This window comes from Robertmurraya dakarensis (genome assembly GCF_900156875.1).
Classification (GTDB): domain Bacteria; phylum Bacillota; class Bacilli; order Bacillales; family Cytobacillaceae; genus Robertmurraya; species Robertmurraya dakarensis.
This window is the reverse complement of the sequence record NZ_LT707409.1, coordinates 2,641,057-2,664,683: the sequence shown is the minus strand read 5'-3', so window position 1 is coordinate 2,664,683 and position 23,627 is coordinate 2,641,057. Positions and strand designations below refer to the sequence as shown.

Below are 23,627 nucleotides of genomic sequence, written 5' to 3'. Positions count from 1 at the left end.
CTCGGATGGAAAGAGAGTAAGCTTTTTTTGTATTATTTTTGAAATAAACTTAAAACCTTGTCGAAAAGTGACTTCTTTGGAACGATATCATCCAAATCAGTGCTGTAGAATTCATAGTGGCCTTTTCCTTTTGATTTAACATAATACATGGCTTTGTCTGCATTTCTAACTAATGCTTCGATATCTGATCCATTATCTGGATAGATAGCGATTCCAATACTTGGCGTAACAGTAACATTGTTATCGTCAATAAGGAAGGGAGTCGAGATACTTTGCAGGATTCGTTCAGCAATGCCGCTTATTTCTTCCTTATTTGTTTCTTCAAATACGACGATAAATTCGTCGCCGCCCAGTCTCGAAATTAAATCTTCCTCACGAACAGTTTCGATTAAGCGTTCAGCGACTTGTTTCAGCAGGGAATCCCCTACATCATGACCTAAAGTGTCGTTAATACTTTTAAAGCCATCCAAATCAATGAACATGATGTCTACTTCATGTTCTTTACGCCTTGCACGAGATAGTGCTTTCTTTAAATGACTTTTCAGCATCGATCGATTTGGGAGGTCGGTCAGACTGTCATAGAATGCCATTTGTGACAATCTTTCTTCCTTCACTTTTCTATCTGTGATATCAATTATCATCCCAGTAATATTTTTGCCTTCCCCGGATTCTGTCATCTTGGAAGAGGCTCGCAGCTCTTTCCAGTGAATTTGTTCTTCTCCTAGTATCATTCTAAATTCAATGTTTACAGGTACACCTGCCATCCATTGTTGTTTCTTTTTTAAGTATCGGGCTCTATCTTCTTCATGAATATTTTCTTCGATCGCTTTTAAGGAGAGAGCGAAATCTTCTATCGTCATTTCAGTTTCCTGCTTAAATTCGCTGGATATAAACCCTCTTTGATCATCCGTATTGTATGAGAATATATAACCTTGATTTTGATCCAAAATGTTCCGATATTCTTTTTCGAAATATTGATAATCCTCTAGTTTCTCTTCTAATAAATTGATTCTGCCGGTTAATGCCTGAACATCTTTATTACGATTATCTACTAGTCTTTTTAGTTTACTATCTGCCGTAAAAATAGGAATCAATGATAATAACGGCAGCAGGTAAAAGACGAACGGTACCTTCCAACTATCAATATTAAAGAATATGATTACTTCGATAAAAATGGTCATGCTAATGCTGAGGAGCCAAATTTTATTATTATTCACTTTTTCACATCCCAAATTGTACTAAGCCTTAAATTTCTTTAGGGATTCTTATTTTATCATAATGATGTTCATTAGGCTTGCTTAAATTCTAGTAAAAAGTGGACTAGGAATACAATGGGAATAGACTCCTAATCTGTCCTAATTGTGAGAATGGGAATACTAGGTGATACCCTGGATATGGAAGTTAAAGGATAATGTGTTTACAGACAAGCTAACTTGGAAAATGGAGTTTTAAATAATCTGATCTATCTTTTATAACGATTATAAATATTAACGTGAGTTTCTATATTACAAGGAATGGTGAAGGGAAATGGAACAAACGATTCTTTCAAAAGGAAAAAATGTTAGGGAAGCAATAGAACTCGGACTGGATTTGTTAGGGATCGGTAAAGAGGAAGCCGCCATCGAAATCATTCAGAAAGAAACTAAAGGATTTTTGCAGTTAAGGTCAAGACAGGCAGTAGTAAAATTAACGAAAATCAAAGCAAATAGTACCCATCGTGAAAGTGCTTCGATGTCAGTGGATCTCGCTGTGATTGAGAAGGTTGTCGACAATTTGGGATTGGCAGATAAAAAGGTCGAACTTGTCTCAATGAACGCCAAGGCCGATGAACATCGCCCTGATGAACAGCTTGGTGGGAAGGTATGGGTTAAGGAAGGTCAGATTTACTGTCAGCCGTCAGAGCTTCACTATCCGACAATTTCTGTTGGCAATGGAATCAAGCTTTTAAAGAATAATGAACAAATTGCGCTTTCAACCATTGCTACAAAAGAAGACAGATTTGAAATTCAAACACAGGATGATAGTAAAGATACCATATGGAATATAACGATGGATTCCGAGAAGTTAAATGTCTACTTGCATATCGAACCTGGGATGAAAAAGACAAGCAAAATAAAGGACATTGAACCGGATTATCATATTGTTTTGGAAGCTGAAGAGACTGTCGAGATTATAAATGACTTAGAGTATAAAGAAATACTGCAAGCACTAAATGAATTAAGGGTGATCCACGGTTTTAATCACAGTGAAATTATGAAAGCTGTTAATACGGATACACCAGGGACATTTACAATTGCCAGCGGGGTAAGTCCTAAAGAAGGTAAAAATGGCAGAATTGAGCTCATTGTAGAAACCGAAAAGAAAATGGGTTTAAAAGAACGTGCAAACGGTACAGTGGATTTCCGAGATATTCAAGTGATCCCTACTGTACAAAAGGGCCAAGTAGTCGCTAAGATCCATCAGCCTGTTCCAGGGATACCAGGGTATACAGTTACAAACGAACCGATTCCTCCGAAACAGACCTATCCTCTTGTTGTTCAGTGTGGAAAAGGGATTACCTTTTTAGAAAGTCAAAACAAGCTGGTTGCAACAGAAAAGGGGCGTCCCTTTTTTGAACAAAATGGGTTAATGGCAAAGGTCTCGATTATTGAAAAATTAGTTCATCGCGGTGAAGTGAATATTTCATCTGGAAATATCCGTTTTAAAGGTGACATTGATGTGCTTGGAAATGTAGAGGATGGAATGATGGTAGAAGCAGAAGGAAATGTTGAGATTTTTAAAAATGTCTATTCTGCATCGGTCTCGTCTAATACGAATGTTGTCATTCGCGGAAATGCAATTGGCAGTATGATTTCAGCTGGAAAACAAAATATTTTTGCCTCACAAATGGTTTATCTACTAAGAAATATTCAAGAAGAGATGAAAAAGATGATCTTAACGATAGAACAGTTAATGAACTTGCCAGCTCTAAAAATGACAGATCATGGCAAGAAAGGACTGCTTCCTCTCATAAAAATCTTGATAGAAAAGAAGTTTAAATTATTAGGTACAAGTGTGAAACAGTTTATCTCTTTGAGCCAAAAAGGAAATCATCTTTTAGATCATCAATGGCTAGCCCTAGCAGGACAATTGAAATCGTGCTTTTTTTCTACAGTCATGAATGAATATCATTCTTTTGACAGTATGATCGCTTTGGAGAAGAATTTAGCAGAAATGATAGGACAATATGCTGAGGATCAAGACAAGGACTGCTTTATACACCTAAGCTATGCACTAAATAGCCATATCTATTCTGGCGGAGATGTCCGTATTAGTGGACAAGGGTGCTATAATTCCAAAATTCACGCTGGCGGAGTTGTCGATATTAACGGTGTCTTTCGAGGGGGAGAAATCTATTCTGCACAGGGAGTGAACATTAGGGAATCCGGCTCAGAAGGTGGTGTTATGAATAAAATTATTGTGCCTAGTGATGGGAAGATTAGAATGGACCTGGCTAGAGAAGGCACGGTAATTCAAATAGGAAAAGTAAAGCATACATTTCAGGAGGAGTGCAGGAACATCAATGCTAGGTTAGACGAAAATGCAAGATTAGTCTTTTAACCTTAGGAAGAGGAGCTATAGGAATGTTTACATACAAATTAGACAAAATAGATCAATCTGTTTCAGTTCAATTTAATGGGGATTTTGATATAGAGGTCTCAGAATTAATTGAAGATGAAATTATCCCAGCATTAATGAATTTTGCTTGTGTTGAGTTAGATTTTGATGGAGTTCCGTTTGTGGATTCGACTGGTATTGGTCTATTGCTGAATCTGATTGATTCACTAAAAAACAACCAAGAGGATGTTCAGATCAAAATAAAGAAAATACAACCTATGGTAAGAGAGGTTTTTGAAATCCTTCAACTTGATGAAATCTTGAGAGAAAAAGTTTATTTATCGTTAAATTAATTTAAGGTGATAACTTTTAGGGAAAACTCTCCAAAAATTATTGGTGAGTTTTTCCTCTTATTACAAAAAGGTTTTTAAGGAGGCTTAGGACCGTTGAGACGGCTTTTTAGTAAGTATAAGAAATCCACTGAGACAAAATATATTGAGCTACCGTCTCCGCCGTTAGATGTTTCCTACAAAGAATTGATCTATAAAACTAATCGAGGATATCTCGCTAAGAAAATAGGCCAATATCTTGGGTTGGAATCGTTAGAATGGGATAAATTATTTTATTCTTCATTAAAGAACGTATCATTTTCTCAAGTTAATTTTGAAAATGAAAATGAACTTATCCTTTATCTGTCACAACAAATGTTGGAATGGAATAAACGAAATGAAGATATTCAAAAGAAAATCATGGACCTGGATATTCATATCAAAATACAAAATGCAATGATGAAGGTTTATGAGGTACATAGGAGAGATCTTTTTTTACAATCTACTTTGGCAATGGAACACGAAAAAATTCATTTATCGGAAGAAAAACAAAATGAGTGGAGAATTTATCGCGATGTTATGTTCGCTGCTACTCAAGGTCAGTTTATGCTCATTTCAGAAAGAGAAGCAACAGCATATTTAACAGGAAATATTCTCTGCAACGGCACGATAAAGGAGAGATCAGATATTCCCAAAACTCGAAATTCTGTTCAAAAAGTACTGGAAAAGAAGGGGCTCGCCAATGCTAAGATGATGAGCTGGTTATTAGCACTTTCTGAAGCGATTACGAATACGATCAAGCATGCTGAAGAAGGCCAATTGATACTGATAGAAAATGACGAACAAAATGAACTGCTTTTTGTTATTCAAGATAAAGGACCGGGATTTCCTCTTGAAGATTTACCTAAGAAAATTCTTTTATCAGGGTATTCAACGAAAAGATCGATGGGGCAAGGGTTTACGATCATGAGGAAAATGGCAAAACAAATCTTGTTATACACTTCTCCAAAAGGATCCACTCTCATTCTAATATTCGATCTTGGGACGCGGAAAAGTGAAGAAATACTGAGTTCTGTCAGTATTTTAAAGAAATGATAAACACCGCCGAATGGACCGAGGAAGGATCACAAAGTAACTCTTCACCAATGAGCAAAATGATATATGGGGGAAAGGGGATTTTACTTTGAAATTAAGAATCTCATCTTTGAGAACGAAATTTATCATTAGAATGTTAACGGTTCTAATGATCATCACAATCATTTCAGGGAGTCTGCAATTATATTTTATTAATATGCAAGTGAAGCATGAACTGGAAACATGGTCAACGATTATTGTACATGGTATCAACGCGTATTTTGAAGCACAGGAATCATATGGATTTACCGATGAAGTTGGCTTGAATTTTTGGATTCAAAAAATGGAAAGAGATCATACGTTTATTCATGATATCACTGTCATTGATTTAAAAGAATTTCAGAATACCGATTTAGAGAAGCAAAACGCTCCTCCTTTAGGGTTTTTATCAGAGGAGGATATAGAAATGATCAAAAAGCTTGGTGAAAAAGGGAAAGAGAAAAGTATACAAAAAATAAATGGTGAAAAAGTACTGAAGTTATATTTACAAGTGGAGAATGGACAAGTGATATATATTTCCATGGATTACAACCAAGTGACAGGCCAAATTTACCGTCACTCAATTATTTTGGTAATTTCAAGTTTTGTGTCACTAATTGTTCTTTCTATAATGACGATTAAATTTTTTGATAAAATCTATGAAAATATCAAGAAAATTATAAAACAGATAAGAATACTGGAAACGGGAGATTTAACGGTAAAGAGTCAAGTCCTTAATGCGGGTGAACTTTCTTCGCTTTCTGTTACTACGAATATCATGGTAGATAATATAAACAAGTTTATAAAGGATACTCAGGAGCAAGCAGTAAAAACGCAAGTCCTTTCAGAGGAATTAGAGTCTGAGGCATCCGACTCCTTAGAAAGAATTTACGAACTATCAACAGAAATAACGATAGATGCCAGAGAACAATTAGATGAAATAAATGATTATTTAAAAAAAGTTGAAATGACATTGATTCCATATAATCATGATGAAAATGTTCAGGATATTTTAGAGAGCATGGGTAAGATGCGAGAAAGGGCTAATCAATATACCGCTGCTACAACAAATATTACGATTACACTATCAGATTTACTGCAATCTTTGTATGAACAATCGAGAGAATTATCTTTTATTTCAAATACAATGCTCGAGAGAATGAGTAATTTTAAGCTATAAAGGGGAGGGAAATTAGTTGAGTCTAAAAGTTAAAAAAGAAATACAAGGTTTGACTACTATCTTTACGCTTCAAGGGGTATTGGATATTTCAACAAGTGGTGTAATAGATGATTATTTAGAAAACATAGGAACGGTTAAAACACTTGTGATTGATTTTAGTAAATTAGAATTTATTGATTCTACCGGCATTGGTTCCATCATGAATGCGATCTATCTGTCTCAAGAGAAACAGTTTAGGCTTGAACTTCAGGGTGTTGATGAACTGACAAATGAAGTGTTTGAAACAGTCGGACTTTATCAGATTTTGAATACCCTCCAATTGGAGGGTGTGTGATGATTTTAGACAATCTTACAGTTAGAAACACACAAGATGAGCAGCAATTAATTGATAAAACATTGCAACGGGAAATTAACATCGCTAGGAATATCCAAACGAAGCTTTTAAATGGAAAAACACCGACATTCGAGGGGGGCGAAGTATCTGGGAATACTCTTCCCGCAAGGTTAATTGGCGGAGATTATTATGACTTTTATCCATTAGTGAATGGAAAAATTCGGATTGTGATCGGCGATGTAATGGGCAAGGGGATTCCAGCTGCCATGCTGATGATTTTAACTAGAGGAGCGTTTCGCAGTGCGGCAGAAAGTACGCAAGGACCTGGTGAAACATTAACAGCGATGAATCAGGCTATTTATGAAGATCTAAGAACATTGCGTTCCTTTGTTACCTTATTTTGTGCAGATTGGGACCCGCAAACAGGGATATTTAGCTATGCTAATGCTGGGCATCACCTTCCTCTTTTTATTAGAGGAAAGAGCCATGAAATCAATGAACTTCCTAAGGTAAAAGGGATTATGGTAGGTGGCCTGCCGAATCAAGAATATGAAGAAGAATCTGTAAAATTAGATAGTCTGGATACTATTTTCTTTTACACTGATGGAATCATCGAAGCAATGAATCAAGAAGGTGAACAATATCAATTGAAACGCCTGATTCAAACACTTATAAGGCATATAGAAAAAGATGTTGGAGAATTAGAGAAATGTGTAATGGATTCCATCATTGAGTTTACAGAAGGACTTCCTCAAAAGGACGATATAACGATGGTTCTTTTAAAAATAAATGATCAGCAAGCTGATATTACAAGTTTTAACTCGCCGCGGTTGTGATGTAACAAAGCGAATGTATGCGTACATACCTATTAAATGCCCGCTCTTTTCATTCATTAAAGTAAAACCTTGAAATCACTAACATAATTTCCACCTTTCTTTTACAAAATAAGGGGGACATATGAATCAGAGCTAAATAAAAACAAATTTATCAGTTCAAAAAAATTATTAAGTTTTATGGAAAGGAACGTACAATGAAAAAGATTTCGAACGTATTCTGGATAACGGTTGCACTTGTACTTGCTTCAGTTATTTTTGGGGTGGCAGCTCCAGAAGGTTTTGAAGAGGCAACCGGAAACATACAGACATTCTTAACGTCATCCTTTGGTTGGTATTATTTAATTTTAGTTACGATTATTGTCCTTTTTTGCTTATTTCTAATTTTTAGTCCTGTTGGGGCCATTAGACTGGGAAAACCTGATGAGAAACCTGAATTCACTAGAATGAGTTGGTTTGCGATGCTCTTTAGTGCAGGTATGGGAATTGGATTAGTTTTTTGGGGAGCAGCTGAACCGCTTTCTCACTTTATGGCACCTCCTCTTGCGGAGCCAGGAACAAATGAGGCATACAAAGAAGCCTTGCGCTACACATTTTTCCATTGGGGGATACATGCTTGGGGGATATATGCCATTGTTGCGCTTGCGCTGGCCTACTTTCAATTCCGTCATGATGAACCAGGATTGATTTCAGCCACGTTAAAACCTGTTTTAGGAAAAAGTATGGACGGAGTATGGGGAACGGTTGTCGATGTTTTAGCGGTGTTTGCAACTGTTATTGGTGTTGCGACAACATTAGGATTTGGTGCAGCTCAAATTAATGGTGGATTATCGTACTTATTCGGGATTCCTGTGAGTTTCTTTGTTCAATTTATCATTGTCGCTGTTGTTACGGTTCTTTTTATGATTTCAGCTTCTACTGGCTTAGGAAAGGGAATTAAGATTTTAAGTAATGCAAATATGGTTTTAGCAGTTGCTTTGCTTTTGTTACTCTTCATCGTCGGACCTACTGTGCTCATTCTGGATATGTTCACTGATTCAATTGGCGGATACATACAGAATATTGTTCGCATGAGTTTCCGAATTGCTCCACTCAACGAAGATCACCGGGAGTGGATCAATGGATGGACGATTTTCTATTGGGCGTGGTGGATTTCTTGGTCTCCATTTGTTGGTATTTTCATTGCGCGTGTTTCAAGAGGAAGAACAATTCGCGAATTTATCATTGGTGTTTTATTGCTTCCTGCGCTTGTTAGCTTTTTCTGGTTCTCAGTCTTTGGAACTTCAGCTATTGAAATTCAAAAGGCGGGGAATATCGATTTATCTCAATTTGCTACAGAGGAAGTATTGTTCGCTGTTTTTGGTGAATTACCGTGGTCTGCGATTTTATCAATTATTGCGATTTTACTTGTGAGTACTTTCTTTATTACGTCAGCGGACTCAGCTACATTCGTACTGGGGATGCAAACTACGTATGGTTCGCTTACCCCTCCAAACCGTGTTAAATTCACATGGGGGATAGCTCAATCAACCGTAGCTTTAATTCTTTTATATAGCGGAGGGCTGCAAGCTTTACAAAATGCACTGATAGCCGCAGCTTTTCCATTTTCCTTTATTATGATTTTGATGATGCTTTCACTCTATAAGTCATTGACGAGGGAAAAGAAAGAGCTTGGCTTGTATCTTAAACCGAAAAAACCTAAAAGTACTAAACAGAATCCCAAAACACCATAATGCTTTACCCGCAAAAAGACATCCACAAAGGTGAGATGTCTTTTTGCTTATCTTCTCTCATCAAAAATTGGTGTATAGTGAAAGATGGTTATCAGATTAAAAGGGGAGATTTAGGATGATCTATTTAAATAAATCATTGGCCCAGGAAATTGTGAATCGAACGATGAAAATCATCAACCGAAATATTAATGTTATGAATGACAAAGGAATCATTATTGGTTCTGGTGATCAAAGCAGGATAGACTCCGTTCACGAAGGGGCCTTAAGGGTGATTGAAAAACAGTGTGAATACGAGATTAATCGGGATGATTCAGAAAATCTCCAAGGTGTAAAAGAAGGGGTAAATCTACCGATTAAGTTTAGAGGAAATATTATTGGTGTTATTGGAATAACAGGTCATCCTGATGAAATTCGAAGTTTTGGAGAACTGGTGAAAATGGCGGCCGAAATGATCTTGCAGCAGGCAGAACTAACAGAAGAAATTCAATGGGATGAAAGACTGAAGGAAGAGTTGATCATCCAGCTTCTAAATGGGAAGGAAGAACTGGATTCACTTTATTTTGATAGAATTCACCGGCTCAAAATTGATTTAACTATTCCGCGTGTGCCTATTATTTTTACTACAGAAAATAGACCGAAATTGTATAAAGCCATGAAGGTGAAGCTTGATGAACAGGATTTAATTGTTATGATGTCAGGGCATGTAATTATCCTGAAAACAATTACATTGAAGGATCAAAAATGGGATCATGGAGCTCTATTGAAAAAAATGGATCAATGGGCATCTTTTCTTAAAAAAGATAAAGGGATCTTATGCAGAATAAGCGCAGGTCAATATTATCCTTCTGTTGAAGGTGTTTCAAAAGCTTATAGACAAGCGGAATTAACGTTGGAAGTCGGTTCTAGACTTGATCCAGACAAAAAGGTTTATTTTTATGATGATTATAAGCTTCCGGTATTCCTTGCTCAAGCAGAATCTCTAGGGTTAGGAGAATGGATTGGACCTTATTATGAACAATTGCAAAAACATGACAAAAAAGGAGAGCTGATCCAAACTCTTTTAGCTTATCTTGAAGAGAATGGAGATATCAACGCCATTACCAGTAAATTATACATACATCGCAATACACTTCGCTATCGTCTAGACAAAATAGTGGAATTAACAGGAAAGGACCCTAGGAGGGTAAAGGATTTAATATATCTTTATTTGTCGGTCACAAAGGGACGAATAAAATCTTCATCCTAACACTTTTGTGCATTTGCACAAAAATAATTGTATTCCTCGTTTTATTTTTAATGATTTAGCCAATGTATTCATGTTTGATACCGCTTACAATGGGTGTATAAGTTGAAGGGAGGAATCAGCATGGATATTCAAGTAAGCGCTTTAGGTGCTCTTGTTGCACTAGTGATTGCGATTGTTTTGATTTTGAAAAAGGTGTCTCCAGCCTATGGTATGATAGCCGGTGCTTTAATCGGCGGCCTAGTAGGCGGAGTTGATATAACGAATACGGTAACCTTAATGATGGAGGGAGCTAAAGGTATTATCCCCGCTGTTTTAAGGATTTTAGCTGCTGGTATTTTGGCAGGTGTACTAATCGAATCGGGTGCTGCAGCTGTCATTGCGGAAACGATTGTAAGAAAACTTGGTGAGACGAAGGCGTTGCTGGCTTTAGCAATTGCGACGATGATCCTAACGGCTGTAGGGGTATTTGTCGATGTGGCTGTCATCACGGTCGCTCCAATTGCATTAGCTCTGGCAAGCAGAGCTGGAATTTCTAAAATGGCTATCCTGCTTGCTATGATCGGTGGAGGAAAAGCGGGAAACATCATGTCACCAAATCCTAATGCGATTGCGGCATCAGATGCATTTAACGTTCCTTTAACATCGATTATGGCTGCTGGAATAATCCCAGGTATTTTCGGACTAATCGTTACTTATTTAATTGCGAAAAAGCTCGTAAATAAAGGAACTTTTGTTAAAGTAGATGAAATTGAAAGTCGTGAAGGGGAAAAGCTGCCATTGTTTTTGCCTGCGATTGCAGCACCATTAGTGACAATCATTCTTTTAGCATTAAGACCGTTGTTTGATATTAATATTGATCCAATGGTTGCCCTGCCGGCAGGAGGAATTGTCGGAGCAATTATAATGGGGAGAGGCAGAAAAATTAATGAGTATGCAGTATCAGGTCTTGGGAAAATGACGGGTGTTGCGATCATGCTTCTTGGAACAGGTACACTAGCAGGAATTATTTCAAACTCTGGTTTGAAGGATGTCTTAATTGATAGCTTGAATACACTTGGACTTCCTGCATTTGCACTTGCACCAATCTCAGGTATCTTCATGTCTGCAGCAACAGCATCTACTACTGCTGGTACAGCGGTTGCAAGTCAGGTGTTTAGCACTACGATTTTAGAAATGGGCGTAGCCTCATTAGCAGGTGCAGCTATGATTCATGCTGGTGCTACAGTTTTAGACCATTTGCCTCACGGAAGCTTTTTCCATGCAACTGGAGGAAGTGTCAATATGGAAATTAATGAACGATTGAAGTTAATCCCATACGAATCGTTAGTTGGATTGACCATTGCTATTATTTCTACTTTGGTTTTTGGTGTATTTAAATTATTTGTGTAGGAGGACGCAGGCATGAAAATCGTTATCGCACCTGATTCATTTAAAGAAAGCTTAACAGCACTTGAAGTGGCTGTTTCGATTGAAAATGGATTTAAAAGAGTGTTCCCAGATAGTGAGTACATTAAAGTACCGATGGCAGATGGCGGTGAAGGAACGGTTCAGTCACTTGTTGACGCAACAGATGGGAAAATTATTAATAAAATAGTAAAAGGTCCTCTTGGGGAGCCTGTGAACGCCTTTTTCGGGCTTCTCGGTGATGGAAAAACAGCGGTTATTGAGATGGCTGCTGCATCAGGTTTACACCTTGTTCCTAAAGATAAACGAAATCCATTAAAAACAACCACGAGAGGGACAGGTGAGTTGATTGCCGCTTGTCTTGATTATGGGGTTAATCATATTATTATCGGAATTGGCGGCAGTGCAACGAATGACGGCGGTGCAGGGATGGCCAAGGCTTTAGGTGTGCGCTTTTTGAATAAGGAAGGGAAGGAAATAGGAGAAGGCGGCGGTTCACTCGCAGATTTGCATTCTATTGATATCTCTTCCATCGATTCTCGTTTAAAAGATACTAAAATCGAAGTCGCATGTGACGTCGATAACCCACTGACAGGTGAGAAAGGAGCATCAGCCATCTTTGGGCCTCAGAAAGGAGCGACTCCCGAAATGGTCGTGCAGCTAGATCAGAATCTTGAGCATTATGCTGGCATTATTAAAAGAGATTTAGGTAGAGATATTATGATTGTTCCTGGATCAGGTGCTGCAGGCGGGCTTGGGGGAGGTTTGCTGGCATTTTTACCTGCTGAATTGAAGCGAGGAGTGGACATTGTAATTAGTGCAACAAATCTTCTTCAACTAGTTAAAGATGCAGATTTAGTGATTACAGGAGAAGGTAAAATTGATAGTCAGACGATTTATGGGAAGACCCCAATCGGTGTTGCAAAAACCGCAAAGACGTTTGGTGTGCCAGTTATTGGAGTAGCCGGCAATGTGTCAAGAGACAGCAGCATTGTTTATCAGCATGGCATTGATGCTCTTTTTAGTGTTGTTCCTGGTGTTACAGACTTGGAAGATGCACTTCAAAATGCAGAAGAAAATGTGGAAAATACAGCTTTCAATATAGCATCTGTTTTAAAAATGAATAGTATTTAAGATAATTTTTTAAAAGAAGAAAGCGGCTCTCTAAAGAAGAGGCCGCTTTCGTTTTTGTCGAAATTTGATGAAACTTTAGTTGGAAAGGTTAGTTGTCATCTTTAATTGCTTATAATGCTTATCATCGATTCTTTTTTCAATCTTAGCCATTTCTTTCTTATTCGATAGAATTTCCTTCTTATTATTATTAATTAACGCTTGCATATTAATGATTTGTTTTCTCATATGTCATATCCCTTTACTAAAAAATTTGTCGAAATATACTACACACTAAACATATCAAAATTTTCAGAAATAGGCAAATAAATTAAGGAATTTTAACAAAATTGTCATAAATTCAAAGTTTCTTAACAAAAGTAACGACGAAAATATTTTACCGATAATAATATTATTTATGAATTTTATTATTAAGTTTTAAAAATCCATCTATTCACGAAATGTTCAATATATATAAACTGATGCTCGTTCTTATATACCAAAAGTACTATATAATATTTATAACTGATTATGTAATTGAAAAATATTGATATTAATCAATTTTCAAGTGTATTCAACTTGTTATACTAATTACTATATTGGATCAAAGGAAGGATTTATCTTCAAATTGATAGGGGAATAAATATGCTAATTACAAAGAAGCGTTTATTGTTAATTGAAGAAGAAAAAAGGGAGTTACAGGAGAAATTTGATAAAATTTATTCGGAGTGTCAAGAAAAAGAATCCTTTTTCGAAGTGTTTCTGGAAAGCTTCAACGATGAGCTCAGCGAAACCATTAAACAACATGAGCTTGTCAATCGTCAGCATTATGTAATGGGGGACATGGTGGCTAAAATAAAAGAGCATTTTGATCAAGTGAATCATATTAGTCAGCTTTCAGTGGTTAATAGCAGAGAGCTTTCACAAAAGGGCGGCAATCTATTACAGTCTGCTGGGGAAATGGTTACTAAATCGGATGAAGGAAAAGATTTAGTAAATAAGGTGGAACAGCTTATTACCCAATTGGGAGACAAGCTCGGTGAAACTTACCAGAAAATGAATCAATTAAACGACAGATCAAAGGAAATTGAGATGATCGTGAAGGTAATTAAGGAGATTGCAGATCAGACGAATCTTCTTGCGTTAAATGCTTCCATTGAGGCTGCCAGAGCTGGTGAACACGGAAAAGGCTTTGCGGTTGTTGCAGAAGAGGTACGAAAACTGGCTGAAAATACAGCGGATAGTACAAACAATATAAGCATCCTTACAAAGAATATTCAGAAAGACATTAAAGATACGATGCAATCGACTACGACAAGTGCAGGATTAATTAAGGAAGGTATTGACTTAAGCAAAAATACTTCGAATAGTATTGAGTTTATTTCATCGGTTATTCATCAAGTGGAATCAGAGGTTGGTGATGTAATCGTGAAAATTGAGGAGCAAACGGACTATTCAACGAAAGTGATGAGTGAAATCACTAGCACAAAGTCGCTTTTTGAAGAAGTTAATGAACTAATACAGCAACATATTGAGGAAGCAAAAAAGGTTGATATTAAGCTGGAGGAAACTAGTAAACAAGTGGCGGTTCTCGATGAACAAAATAAACAAGCCTTATCCAGGGCTGCAAGCACTCTTGTGAAATAATATACCTGCTCAATCTATTTTCAGGTCGAATAGATTGGGCTGTATTTTTTAAAATTTTTCACTTGATTTACCTCGTGCTTCAATTGTATAATAATTTTTATAATAGATACGGGGGATTAGCTCAGCTGGGAGAGCGCAACGCTGGCAGCGTTGAGGTCAGGGGTTCGAGCCCCCTATTCTCCATAACTTGATAGTGTGATTAAGAGTCAATCTTGATGTAGTCAGGATTGGCTCTTTTTATTTTTAATGTTTTTCTAAAAGAATTAACTCATTGGACCAATTAAGAGCATTAAAATACTCTGTGAATAGTTCACTCTCATCAATCATAAAAGTCCTGCATCTTTCAGATATGATTTCCCACTTTCCTTGTTCAACGGCAATTGCCAAGTCTAGTACCTGTTTGTACTGGTTGTCATGTCCAATAAGGGCCTGACAAATTTCCTCTTTAAGAGGCAGGCTGTTTACTATTTTGTCCATCGGTGTACCTATGATGGAATCCATTAAAGAAAACATTCCAGTCATGAAATAGCCAGCTTCTGACGAAGGGTTTTTCTTCAAGCGGCTGATAGATTCACATAATCTTGCTCTAGTTAGGCTCGTGCGAATAACCTCATCAGACATTTCACTTTTCCCGATTAGCGATCCACGTATAGAAAGAACATACACCCATTTCTGTAATTCAGTGAAACCTAATAAAACAATTGCTTGTCTAATTGAGCTTATTTTATTTCTCGGACGTAAAGCAGGTGAGTTAATGAGTTTTAATAGTTTATAAGAGAGTGATAAATCTCTTTCAATTAATTCAGTAATCACATCTACATTTGGTTCGGTCATGGAAAGGTTTTTAATGAGATCTATATAAGATAGAAAGTAGGTTGGGATATCATGAGTCGAAACGATAACAGGCTTTGAGAAAAAATATCCTTGAAAATAGTCATATCCTTCTTTCTTTAACAGTTCGTAATCACTGCGTGTCTCAACCTTCTCAGCGAGAAGTTCTATATTCATCATTCTTGCCGTAAATTCAATTTTTTCTCGTATTTTAAGTGGTGTTTTAAGGACATCTACTTTAATGATGTCAGCATATTTCAGGTATTCACTAAAATAAGGATTATTGTCATGATAGATAAAGTCATCTAAAGCAATTTTGTACCCCAGCTGCTTTAATTCTTTACAAATCTTAATAATTTCCGGACCGGGAAGCACATCTTCTAATATTTCTACTACAATATCATTTGGCTGAAAATAAGTGGGTACTCTTAACTGCAGCAAGTTTTCTGTAAAATTGATAAAGCAAGGTTTGCCGTTAGATAGCTCCTCGATTCCGATATTTACAAAGCTGTTAATGATCACATCTGCTGTCGCTTGATCTCCATCTATATTAGGAAAAATATTTTCATCATTGCTTCGATATAGAAGTTCATAAGCGAAAATATCTTCATCTTTATTAAAGATTGGTTGTCTGCCAACAAATCCTTTCATATTCTTCGATTCCCCCTAATTACTACTTTGACCAAAAAAATGATTTCTAGTGGTCCTCTAAGGTGTCAATAGTACTAGTTTGATTTTACTATATGAAAAACGCTGATATTGTCGAATTTTAGCAAAATGAATGAAAATGGAAATTTTTGAGTTGTATGCTGCATAACATAAAAATAAAGCGAGAGAAGGGGATTGAGTTTATCCCTTCTCTCGCTTAACTTTGGTGTGAAAATTTTAGTGTTTAGTTATAAGCTTTCTATTTCTACCCCTCTTACTCCATTAATTTTTGAGATCGTGTAATAAACATCTGTAGTCTGTCTTTTATAGTTCACGGTAACTTTAAGTTGGACGAGATGGTCGCCATTATCCAAATCCTTGATTCGTAAATGTTTGATGGAGAGCTTTTCTTCTCGCATGGCTGTGATCACCTCGACAATTTTCTCCTTATTTTGGATGTTAAGCTGAAGTTTAATTTCTTTTTCACGTAATTGTCTTGGTCCAATTAATGCCATAATAATAGGAATAATCTCCACACTGATAATTAAAAGAGCAACTCCTGTCGCAGCTTCCCAATAAAATCCTGCACCTACAGCAATTCCTACTCCTGCTGCTCCCCAAATTAATGCAGCGGTAGTTAATCCCGATATGCTGTCATTTCCTCTTCGTAAAATGACGCCAGCACCTAAAAATCCAATCCCTGAAACAATTTGCGCTGCTAATCGAAGCGGATCCATGGTGATATTGATATTATCGTTATGTGGAAACATGTAGGCAGATTCAATGGATACAATGGTCAGCAAACAGCTGACAATTGAAATGACCAAGCTTGTTTTTAGACCAACTGGTTTTCTCTTTAATTCTCTTTCCAATCCAATAATAAGTCCTAGAAACGCAGTGATTCCTAATTTCATTAAAATCTCCACATCAATACCAATGGGCATCATAAAAATCTCTCTTTTCTATGAATAATAAAGAAACGATATGTTAGTAGAAGCAAGCATAACAATGTAAAATAGGATAGATATTTTCATTATGACTTAAGGAGTTTGTTATGAAAAGACCTACTTTTAATCCGTATGTTGTCTTGTTGATAGGTGTTATTTCAGTTTCCACATCCGCGATATTGGTAAAACTCTCCTCAGCACCAGCTGGGATTATCGCATTTTACCGGTTATTTTTTACTGTAATGATTATGTTTCCGTTTTTTATTTTAAGGTATGTTTCTGAAATAAAATTTATAACGAAGCGAGATTGGGTATTTTCGAGTATTGCCGGGATGTTTTTAGCGTTCCACTTTATTCTTTGGTTTGAGTCTCTTAATTACACATCTGTTGCAAGTTCGACTGTTTTAGTTACGCTGCAGCCGCTTTTCGCTTTCATTGGAACATATGTTATTTTTAAAGAAAAATTCAGTTTAAAATCAGTTATATGCGGTATTTTTGCTGTGATGGGAAGTGTGATCATCAGCTGGGGTGATTTTCGAATAAGCGGTACTGCATTGTTCGGTGATTTTCTTGCTTTAGCGGCATGTGCGTTAATAACTGCTTATTTGATGTTTGGACAAGCTGTACGGCAAAGAGTCTCCCTTGTCACCTACACTTTTGTCGTGTATAGCGTTAGCGCCATTTCGTTATTTGTGTACGTTCTTGTTGTTCAGGAACCCTTATTTCCCTATCCGGCAAGTGATTGGATATACTTTATTCTTATGGCGATTGTTCCAACATTATTAGGACATTCACTTTTTAATTGGTCAGTTAAATGGGTGAGTACGTCAGTTATTTCGATGGCAATTTTGTTGGAACCAGTAGGAGCAGCGATTTTGGCTTATTATTTGCTGGGTGAAAATATTCTCTGGACTCAAGTTTTGGGTGGTTCTATCATAATTGGATCATTAGCGATTTTTTTAATTGATGGAAAAAGGCAAGAAAAAAGGAAGAAGCAAGCATCGCTAGGGCTAAACAATGATTGATGATGTGGGCATTATCATTAATCTTTATGACCATAGGGAGGAACGAGTAGATGGGCTGGGATGATGCGTTTGAAGATTTTCCGGTGTTAGAGACGGAAAGATTTTATCTAAGGAAAATTGAGCTTACAGATGCGAAGAGTATTTTTAATTATTTCTCAAAAAATGAGGTCACAAAATTTTATGACCTGGAGACATTTTCTTCGGAACAGGAAGCGATTGAGTTAATTCACAGTCTTTTATATCGATATAAGGCGAAAAAGCAAATTAGGTGGGGGATACAACCGAAAGATCGTTTAGGGATCATAGGCAGCTGTGGTTTTCATGCGCTGGAATTAGAACATTTTAAAGCAGAAATCGGTTATGAGCTTCATCCAGATTATTGGAACAAGGGCATTATGACGGAAGTAATCCAAAGGGTCGTAGAGTATGGTTTTACAAATCTTGAACTAAATCGTGTAGAAGCTTTTTATGAACCGCTAAACCATGGTTCGCAAAAGGTTTTAGAAAAAAATGGTTTCAAAATAGAAGGGATCTTAAAGAAACGGTTCTTAGAAAAGGGAAAATTTGTTGATGCAGCCATTGCAGCAGTTTTAAGAGAAGAGTTTTTTAATCAATTTTGACTAAAATGTTATGAAAACGTATTTGAAGCAAAGCTTAGTATGGCGAGAAGGGAAAGCGGTTTTCATTAAGTGGATGAAGACCAAAGATCGGTTAGTCGAGAAGGGAAAGCGGTCTTCATTAAGTTAATGAAGACCGAATCCAGGTAGGAAGAGAAGGAAAGCGGTCTTCAATAAGTGAATGAAGACCGAAACCAGGTAGGAAGAGAAGGGAAAGCGGTCTTCATGAAGAGGATGAAGACCGAAACCTGGTAGGAAGAGAAGGAAAGCGGTTTTCATCAAGAGAATGAAGACCGAAACCAGGTAGGAAGAGAAGGGAAAGCGGTCTTCATTAAGTGAATGAAGACCGAATCCTGGTAGGAAAAGAAGGGAAAGCGGTCTTCATGAAGAGAATGAAGACCGAAACCAGGTAGGAAGAGAAGGGAAAGCGGTCTTCATCAAGAGAATGAAGACTGAAACCAGGTAGGAAGAGAAGGGAAAGCGGTCTTCATCAAGAGGATGAAGACCGAAACCAGGTAGGAAGAGAAGGGAAAGCGGTCTTCATCAAGAGAATGAAGACCGAGACCTGGTAGGAAACAGAAGGAAAAAGGTTTTCATCAAGTGAATGAAGACTAAAACCTGATAGGAAGAGAAGCAGAAGTATCACATCAAGTAATGATGACCATATAAAATAAAGTTTTTATAGTTTCTATAAAATAACAGCATAAGGCTACTATTTCTATTACATATTTCTGGACCTATTTAATGAATGGCATGCGAAACAACTTCGCATGCCATTGTGTTAGTTACTATAGTAAAAGAAACCCTTTTTATCTAGGCTAGATTTCTTTTTTCATTACTTAAGATAGCGATTAAAGCATGTATGTTAAACCAGAAAAGATAAACGCAGAAGTAAAGGAGAAAATAAATGTCCCTCCATTCACCTTTTCATCTGAATCAGCAATTTTTATTCCTTCAAAAAAGGAAAAAGCAAATAAATAAACGGCCATGATAAATGATAGATATAAAGCTGCGGATTCTAACATGATTTCATTCCTTTCATAAAGAATAATCTTAGTTAAAATATATGTACAAGCTTTCTTATCTATGACTTATAGGTTTAGAAGTATTTGTGAACTTAGGCGATGTTGACTATGTTTCACAATATGTGATATATTAATTAAGTCGTTTTTTAGTTCCATAATGTGACAAGTTTTGAGAGAAGAAATTTTAAAATTTCTCTTGAAAATTCTATAAAAAATAGTATAATAAATTTTGTCGCTAATATAAATGGAGGATTAGCTCAGCTGGGAGAGCACCTGCCTTACAAGCAGGGGGTCGGCGGTTCGATCCCGTCATCCTCCACCATATACATTATGCCGGCCTAGCTCAATTGGTAGAGCAACTGACTTGTAATCAGTAGGTTGGGGGTTCAAGTCCTCTGGCCGGCACCAGATTTTAAAAATGCTACATCGAAGCATTTCTTCTCCGAATGGCATCTTTTAAAATCTGCGACAAAGTCCTAAGGACTTTGAAACATGTTCTTAAGCGTGAAATAAATAATGGGAACATCGTTGATGTATTTGTTTCAAATGTAGTAATTGGTTATTTTTATGAGCCATTAGCTCAGTCGGTAGAGCATCTGACTTTTAATCAGAGGGTCGAAGGTTCGAGTCCTTCATGGCTCACCATAGTTTTTTGCAATAGCAAATAGCTTTCATTATGCGGGTGTGGCGGAATTGGCAGACGCACTAGACTTAGGATCTAGCGCCGCAAGGCGTGGGGGTTCGACTCCCTTCACCCGCACCATAGTTTTGTGTATTGACCTTTATTATTTGCGGAAGTAGTTCAGTGGTAGAACACCACCTTGCCAAGGTGGGGGTCGCGGGTTCGAATCCCGTCTTCCGCTCCAAGTAAGCCGGGGTGGCGGAACTGGCAGACGCACAGGACTTAAAATCCTGCGGTAGGTGACTACCGTACCGGTTCGATTCCGGTCCTCGGCACCATTGTTTTTCTTGAAAGTGTAAAATACTTACCTTCTATGCGCCCGTAGCTCAATTGGATAGAGCGTCTGACTACGGATCAGAAGGTTATGGGTTCGACTCCTGTCGGGCGCGTTATTTAAGTAATACGGGAAGTAGCTCAGCTTGGTAGAGCACTTGGTTTGGGACCAAGGGGTCGCAGGTTCGAATCCTGTCTTCCCGACCATTATGTAGAATATATTGGGGCCTTAGCTCAGCTGGGAGAGCGCCTGCCTTGCACGCAGGAGGTCAGCGGTTCGATCCCGCTAGGCTCCACCAATAAATATCATTATAATAATTCATGGCGGTGTAGCTCAGCTGGCTAGAGCGTACGGTTCATACCCGTAAGGTCGGGGGTTCGATCCCCTCCGCCGCTACCATTTAAATTAGGACCTTTAGCTCAGCTGGTTAGAGCAGACGGCTCATAACCGTCCGGTCGTAGGTTCGAGTCCTACAAGGTCCACCAGTTATATTTTGCGGAGGAATACCCAAGTCCGGCTGAAGGGATCGGTCTTGAAAACCGACAGGCGGGTTAAACCGCGCGGGGGTTCGAATCCCTCTTCCTCCGCCATTAAAATTATAATATTATCGCGGGGTGGAGCAACGAGCATATGCTTCATTGAAATACTGCGAGTTGTACCGATCGAAATTGCTGCTTGAGTAAGCTTCTAGAGATCGGGACAGTCATTATGTTCACTATAAGCATAGGAAATACTATGTTAATAATATTATCGCGGGGTGGAGCAGTCTGGTAGCTCGTCGGGCTCATAACCCGAAGGTCGCAGGTTCAAATCCTGTCCCCGCAATCAAGTTTTTTCAAGGAAGAGAAGGAAAGATATTTTCTCGTACCTCGAAAAATCTCTGGTCCGGTAGTTCAGTTGGTTAGAATGCCTGCCTGTCACGCAGGAGGTCGCGGGTTCGAGTCCCGTCCGGACCGCCATTTAAATAATAAATTAACAACGAAACTAAGTTTCGTTTTTTTTATGCATTAAATCCTTAATTTGGAAAGTGGCATTTTTGCTCAATTGACAAAATTAAGGTAAACTACATATGTGATCATGAATCCTTAGGACACGCATCCTAAGGTTTTTTAATAGGTGTGCGAACGAGATATTAACCATATAGATAAAATGCTAAGAATAAAAGGTGATAAAGATATGAGTGAATATGAGTTTATTTCGACTCAGACACAGGATACACTAGATTTTGCGAAAAGGCTTGCTGCACTTTTACAGCCGAGTGACGTCATTGCATTAGAAGGAGACTTAGGTGCAGGAAAAACTACATTTACTAAGGGACTAGCCTTAGGCCTGGATATAACAAGAACTGTTAATAGTCCTACTTTTACTATTATTAAAGAGTATAACGGAAAGATGCCATTATACCATATGGACGTGTATCGTTTGAGTGATTCCAGTGAAGATCTGGGGTTTGATGAGTACTTCGAAGGCAGTGGAGTAACCGTTGTTGAATGGGCTCATTTAATTGAAGAACAGCTTCCGGAAGAGATTTTGACCATTCAATTAAGACATACTGGGGATGATACGAGAAAAATCGTGTTACAACCAAAGGGTCCGAGGTATGAGCAATTATGTAAGGAGTTATTTTCATGAAAATTTTAGCCATCGATACTTCTAATTATGCTTTGGGGATTGCCGTCATTGACGGGGAAAAGGTGATAGGGGAATATATCACTAACGTAAAGAAGAATCATTCCATCCGTGTCATGCCCTCTATTGAAAGGTTGTTACTGGATTGTGATTTAAAGCCCGCGGATTTAACAAAAATTGTTGTAGCAAAGGGACCAGGATCTTATACAGGTGTTAGAATAGGGGTAACCATTGCAAAGACATTGGCATGGACCTTAAACATTCCTCTTGTCGGAGTTTCAAGTTTAGCGATTTTAGCTTCATCAGTAGGGCGTTATTACCAAGGAAGTGTCTCTCCTTTATTTGATGCAAGAAGAGGACAAATTTATACTGGTCTATATCGTTATGAGGATGCGAAATTTACGACAAGTGTAGAGGATCAAATTCTTTTAGCGAAGGATTGGGCAGCACAACTGAAAGAATCGTCAGAGCCTATTCTTTTTGTCGGGAATGATCTGCCATTACATAAGTCTACTTTAACTGATATTCTGGGTAGTCAGGCGCTTTTTGCAGAGATAACGGAACATAATCCACGTCCAGCGGAGTTAGCGCTATTAGGAACGGATATGGAAGGGGAAGAGATTCATTCCTTTGTTCCGAATTATATTCGTTTGGCAGAGGCGGAATCGAAATGGCTGGAGGCCAATAAATTAAAGGACTAGGAAGAAAGAATATGAATAAACAATTAACTTTCAGATACATGGAAGAAAAGGATATTGATCAAATATTAAAGGTTGAGCATGAATCCTTTACAACTCCTTGGAGCAGAGAATCATTCGAAAATGAGTTAACGAAAAATCAGTTTGCTGTGTATATCGTATTTGAAGAAGAAAAAGAGGTATTTGGGTATTGTGGAATGTGGCTCATAGCAGATGAAGCGCATATAACCAATATTGCCCTGCTTCCGCAGTATAGAGGGAAAAAACTAGGGGAAGCCTTATTGAGAAAAGTGATCGAGGTTGCAAGAGAAAAGGGAGCGAAATCAATGACATTGGAAGTTCGAGTAACTAACTATATTGCTCAGTCCCTTTATCGGAAGCTAGGGTTTCAAGATGGTGCAATACGAAAAGGCTATTATACAGATAATCACGAAGATGCTTTAGTAATGTGGGTGAATTTATGAAAAAAGATCAATATATTATGGGAATCGAAACAAGCTGTGATGAAACAGCTGTCGCTATTGTAAAAAATGGCCGTGAAATAGTTGCGAATGTTGTTGCTTCACAAATAGAAAGTCATAAACGCTTTGGTGGAGTTGTCCCTGAAATTGCTTCCCGGCACCATGTAGAACAGTTGACAGTGGTTCTTGAAGAAGCAATGGAAAAAGCAAACCTCCACTTTTCTGATATCGATGCTATCGCGGTCACAGAAGGACCTGGATTGG

Annotated in this window: 21 protein-coding genes, 15 tRNA genes and 1 pseudogene; 32 read left to right on the top strand and 5 right to left on the bottom strand. The window is 37.7% G+C overall.

What is annotated here, in order from left to right:
• Positions 1-32: 32 nt before the first annotated feature.
• Complete coding sequence (locus tag CZ487_RS21775; RefSeq protein WP_077214352.1) at positions 33-1,217, bottom strand: sensor domain-containing diguanylate cyclase; 1,185 nt, start codon at positions 1,215-1,217, stop codon at positions 33-35.
• A gap of 310 nt (positions 1,218-1,527) precedes the next feature.
• Here CZ487_RS21775 and CZ487_RS21770 point away from each other — a divergent pair, with 310 nt between their 5' ends.
• From CZ487_RS21770 to CZ487_RS21725, 10 genes are all read left to right on the top strand, one after another.
• Complete coding sequence (locus CZ487_RS21770) at positions 1,528-3,600, top strand: flagellar assembly protein A (RefSeq protein WP_077214351.1); 2,073 nt, start codon at positions 1,528-1,530, stop codon at positions 3,598-3,600.
• A 23-nt stretch (positions 3,601-3,623) separates the two neighbouring features.
• On the top strand, positions 3,624-3,950 hold the full coding sequence (locus CZ487_RS21765) for an STAS domain-containing protein (protein WP_077214350.1): 327 nt from the start codon (positions 3,624-3,626) through the stop codon (positions 3,948-3,950).
• A 93-nt stretch (positions 3,951-4,043) separates the two neighbouring features.
• Positions 4,044-5,021, top strand: coding sequence for an ATP-binding protein (locus tag CZ487_RS21760; protein WP_077214349.1), 978 nt, complete (start codon positions 4,044-4,046; stop codon positions 5,019-5,021).
• An 88-nt stretch (positions 5,022-5,109) separates the two neighbouring features.
• Complete coding sequence (locus tag CZ487_RS21755; RefSeq protein WP_077214348.1) at positions 5,110-6,219, top strand: methyl-accepting chemotaxis protein; 1,110 nt, start codon at positions 5,110-5,112, stop codon at positions 6,217-6,219.
• A gap of 16 nt (positions 6,220-6,235) precedes the next feature.
• Entirely contained in the window at positions 6,236-6,553 is a 318-nt protein-coding gene (locus CZ487_RS21750; RefSeq protein ID WP_077214347.1) for an STAS domain-containing protein, read from the top strand.
• Entirely contained in the window at positions 6,553-7,389 is an 837-nt protein-coding gene (locus tag CZ487_RS21745) for a PP2C family protein-serine/threonine phosphatase (protein WP_077214346.1), read from the top strand. The genes CZ487_RS21750 and CZ487_RS21745 overlap by 1 nt, the downstream gene beginning before the upstream one ends.
• A gap of 194 nt (positions 7,390-7,583) precedes the next feature.
• The gene (locus CZ487_RS21740; RefSeq protein WP_077214345.1) at positions 7,584-9,119 is read left to right on the top strand and encodes a glycine betaine uptake BCCT transporter; all 1,536 of its coding nucleotides are present in this window, start codon (positions 7,584-7,586) and stop codon (positions 9,117-9,119) included.
• A 115-nt stretch (positions 9,120-9,234) separates the two neighbouring features.
• On the top strand, positions 9,235-10,365 hold the full coding sequence (locus tag CZ487_RS21735) for a sugar diacid recognition domain-containing protein (protein ID WP_077214344.1): 1,131 nt from the start codon (positions 9,235-9,237) through the stop codon (positions 10,363-10,365).
• A gap of 120 nt (positions 10,366-10,485) precedes the next feature.
• A complete protein-coding gene (locus CZ487_RS21730; protein ID WP_077214343.1) occupies positions 10,486-11,754 on the top strand; it encodes a GntP family permease in 1,269 nt (422 codons plus the stop codon).
• 12 nt (positions 11,755-11,766) lie between these two features.
• Positions 11,767-12,903 carry a glycerate kinase gene (locus tag CZ487_RS21725; RefSeq protein WP_077214342.1) on the top strand — a complete coding sequence of 379 codons (1,137 nt, stop codon included), beginning with the start codon at positions 11,767-11,769 and terminating at the stop codon, positions 12,901-12,903.
• A gap of 75 nt (positions 12,904-12,978) precedes the next feature.
• Here the strand turns inward: CZ487_RS21725 and CZ487_RS26380 are convergent, their stop codons facing one another.
• A complete protein-coding gene (locus CZ487_RS26380; RefSeq protein WP_139339598.1) occupies positions 12,979-13,128 on the bottom strand; it encodes an FbpB family small basic protein in 150 nt (49 codons plus the stop codon).
• A 396-nt stretch (positions 13,129-13,524) separates the two neighbouring features.
• Between CZ487_RS26380 and CZ487_RS28190 the strand changes: the two genes are divergently transcribed.
• Complete coding sequence (locus CZ487_RS28190; RefSeq protein WP_077214341.1) at positions 13,525-14,526, top strand: methyl-accepting chemotaxis protein; 1,002 nt, start codon at positions 13,525-13,527, stop codon at positions 14,524-14,526.
• Between the two features lie 110 nt (positions 14,527-14,636).
• Positions 14,637-14,709 (top strand) — tRNA-Ala (locus CZ487_RS21715).
• Positions 14,710-14,769: 60 nt separating this feature from the next.
• Here the strand turns inward: CZ487_RS21715 and CZ487_RS21710 are convergent.
• The gene (locus CZ487_RS21710; protein WP_077214340.1) at positions 14,770-16,008 is read right to left on the bottom strand and encodes an EAL and HDOD domain-containing protein; all 1,239 of its coding nucleotides are present in this window, start codon (positions 16,006-16,008) and stop codon (positions 14,770-14,772) included.
• Positions 16,009-16,253: 245 nt separating this feature from the next.
• Positions 16,254-16,937 carry an MgtC/SapB family protein gene (locus CZ487_RS21705; RefSeq protein WP_419865759.1) on the bottom strand — a complete coding sequence of 228 codons (684 nt, stop codon included), beginning with the start codon at positions 16,935-16,937 and terminating at the stop codon, positions 16,254-16,256.
• 122 nt (positions 16,938-17,059) lie between these two features.
• On the opposite strand from CZ487_RS21705, the gene CZ487_RS21700 reads away from it, so the two are divergent.
• Positions 17,060-17,977, top strand: coding sequence for a DMT family transporter (locus CZ487_RS21700; protein ID WP_077214339.1), 918 nt, complete (start codon positions 17,060-17,062; stop codon positions 17,975-17,977).
• Positions 17,978-18,027: 50 nt separating this feature from the next.
• Positions 18,028-18,597: a GNAT family N-acetyltransferase gene (locus CZ487_RS21695; protein WP_077214338.1), complete on the top strand. Its 570-nt coding sequence runs from the start codon at positions 18,028-18,030 to the stop codon at positions 18,595-18,597.
• Positions 18,598-19,445: 848 nt separating this feature from the next.
• Here CZ487_RS21695 and CZ487_RS27315 read toward each other — a convergent pair.
• The gene (locus CZ487_RS27315; RefSeq protein WP_202617865.1) at positions 19,446-19,619 is read right to left on the bottom strand and encodes a hypothetical protein; all 174 of its coding nucleotides are present in this window, start codon (positions 19,617-19,619) and stop codon (positions 19,446-19,448) included.
• Between the two features lie 246 nt (positions 19,620-19,865).
• Here CZ487_RS27315 and CZ487_RS21690 point away from each other — a divergent pair.
• From CZ487_RS21690 to CZ487_RS21605, 18 genes and pseudogenes are all read left to right on the top strand, one after another.
• Positions 19,866-19,941 (top strand) — tRNA-Val (locus CZ487_RS21690).
• A 10-nt stretch (positions 19,942-19,951) separates the two neighbouring features.
• Positions 19,952-20,027, top strand: a tRNA-Thr gene (locus tag CZ487_RS21685).
• 161 nt (positions 20,028-20,188) lie between these two features.
• Positions 20,189-20,264, top strand: a tRNA-Lys gene (locus CZ487_RS21680).
• A gap of 33 nt (positions 20,265-20,297) precedes the next feature.
• A tRNA-Leu gene (locus CZ487_RS21675) sits at positions 20,298-20,382 on the top strand.
• 28 nt (positions 20,383-20,410) lie between these two features.
• Positions 20,411-20,485: transfer RNA gene (locus CZ487_RS21670), tRNA-Gly, on the top strand.
• Between the two features lie 5 nt (positions 20,486-20,490).
• Positions 20,491-20,579 (top strand) — tRNA-Leu (locus CZ487_RS21665).
• 37 nt (positions 20,580-20,616) lie between these two features.
• Positions 20,617-20,690: transfer RNA gene (locus CZ487_RS21660), tRNA-Arg, on the top strand.
• A gap of 14 nt (positions 20,691-20,704) precedes the next feature.
• Positions 20,705-20,781: transfer RNA gene (locus CZ487_RS21655), tRNA-Pro, on the top strand.
• Between the two features lie 16 nt (positions 20,782-20,797).
• A tRNA-Ala gene (locus CZ487_RS21650) sits at positions 20,798-20,873 on the top strand.
• Positions 20,874-20,897: 24 nt separating this feature from the next.
• Positions 20,898-20,974: transfer RNA gene (locus CZ487_RS21645), tRNA-Met, on the top strand.
• 9 nt (positions 20,975-20,983) lie between these two features.
• A tRNA-Ile gene (locus tag CZ487_RS21640) sits at positions 20,984-21,060 on the top strand.
• 12 nt (positions 21,061-21,072) lie between these two features.
• Positions 21,073-21,165 (top strand) — tRNA-Ser (locus tag CZ487_RS21635).
• A gap of 161 nt (positions 21,166-21,326) precedes the next feature.
• Positions 21,327-21,400, top strand: a tRNA-Met gene (locus tag CZ487_RS21630).
• 57 nt (positions 21,401-21,457) lie between these two features.
• Positions 21,458-21,534: transfer RNA gene (locus CZ487_RS21625), tRNA-Asp, on the top strand.
• 217 nt (positions 21,535-21,751) lie between these two features.
• Positions 21,752-22,207, top strand: coding sequence for a tRNA (adenosine(37)-N6)-threonylcarbamoyltransferase complex ATPase subunit type 1 TsaE (gene tsaE, locus CZ487_RS21620; protein WP_077210602.1), 456 nt, complete (start codon positions 21,752-21,754; stop codon positions 22,205-22,207).
• On the top strand, positions 22,204-22,905 hold the full coding sequence (gene tsaB / locus CZ487_RS21615) for a tRNA (adenosine(37)-N6)-threonylcarbamoyltransferase complex dimerization subunit type 1 TsaB (protein ID WP_077210603.1): 702 nt from the start codon (positions 22,204-22,206) through the stop codon (positions 22,903-22,905). Before tsaE ends, tsaB begins: the two co-directional genes overlap by 4 nt.
• A gap of 11 nt (positions 22,906-22,916) precedes the next feature.
• Entirely contained in the window at positions 22,917-23,366 is a 450-nt protein-coding gene (rimI, locus tag CZ487_RS21610) for a ribosomal protein S18-alanine N-acetyltransferase (RefSeq protein WP_077210604.1), read from the top strand.
• Positions 23,363-23,627: pseudogene (locus CZ487_RS21605) on the top strand (tRNA (adenosine(37)-N6)-threonylcarbamoyltransferase complex transferase subunit TsaD); the annotation flags it as partial. The gene rimI and the pseudogene CZ487_RS21605, both read left to right, overlap by 4 nt.

What these genes read in the sequence shown, in the direction of transcription:
- CZ487_RS21770 (WP_077214351.1), top strand. Translation starts at nt 1,528, where the DNA reads ATGGAACAAACGATTCTTTCAAAAGGAAAAAATGTTAGGGAAGCAATA.
- CZ487_RS21765 (WP_077214350.1), top strand. Translation starts at nt 3,624, where the DNA reads ATGTTTACATACAAATTAGACAAAATAGATCAATCTGTTTCAGTTCAA.
- CZ487_RS21745 (WP_077214346.1), top strand. Translation starts at nt 6,553, where the DNA reads ATGATTTTAGACAATCTTACAGTTAGAAACACACAAGATGAGCAGCAA.
- CZ487_RS21740 (WP_077214345.1), top strand. Translation starts at nt 7,584, where the DNA reads ATGAAAAAGATTTCGAACGTATTCTGGATAACGGTTGCACTTGTACTT.
- CZ487_RS21735 (WP_077214344.1), top strand. Translation starts at nt 9,235, where the DNA reads ATGATCTATTTAAATAAATCATTGGCCCAGGAAATTGTGAATCGAACG.
- CZ487_RS21730 (WP_077214343.1), top strand. Translation starts at nt 10,486, where the DNA reads ATGGATATTCAAGTAAGCGCTTTAGGTGCTCTTGTTGCACTAGTGATT.
- CZ487_RS21725 (WP_077214342.1), top strand. Translation starts at nt 11,767, where the DNA reads ATGAAAATCGTTATCGCACCTGATTCATTTAAAGAAAGCTTAACAGCA.
- CZ487_RS26380 (WP_139339598.1), bottom strand. Translation starts at nt 13,128, where the DNA reads ATGAGAAAACAAATCATTAATATGCAAGCGTTAATTAATAATAATAAG.
- CZ487_RS28190 (WP_077214341.1), top strand. Translation starts at nt 13,525, where the DNA reads ATGCTAATTACAAAGAAGCGTTTATTGTTAATTGAAGAAGAAAAAAGG.
- CZ487_RS21710 (WP_077214340.1), bottom strand. Translation starts at nt 16,008, where the DNA reads ATGAAAGGATTTGTTGGCAGACAACCAATCTTTAATAAAGATGAAGAT.
- CZ487_RS21700 (WP_077214339.1), top strand. Translation starts at nt 17,060, where the DNA reads ATGAAAAGACCTACTTTTAATCCGTATGTTGTCTTGTTGATAGGTGTT.
- CZ487_RS21695 (WP_077214338.1), top strand. Translation starts at nt 18,028, where the DNA reads ATGGGCTGGGATGATGCGTTTGAAGATTTTCCGGTGTTAGAGACGGAA.
- CZ487_RS27315 (WP_202617865.1), bottom strand. Translation starts at nt 19,619, where the DNA reads ATGTTAGAATCCGCAGCTTTATATCTATCATTTATCATGGCCGTTTAT.
- tsaE (WP_077210602.1), top strand. Translation starts at nt 21,752, where the DNA reads ATGAGTGAATATGAGTTTATTTCGACTCAGACACAGGATACACTAGAT.
- tsaB (WP_077210603.1), top strand. Translation starts at nt 22,204, where the DNA reads ATGAAAATTTTAGCCATCGATACTTCTAATTATGCTTTGGGGATTGCC.
- rimI (WP_077210604.1), top strand. Translation starts at nt 22,917, where the DNA reads ATGAATAAACAATTAACTTTCAGATACATGGAAGAAAAGGATATTGAT.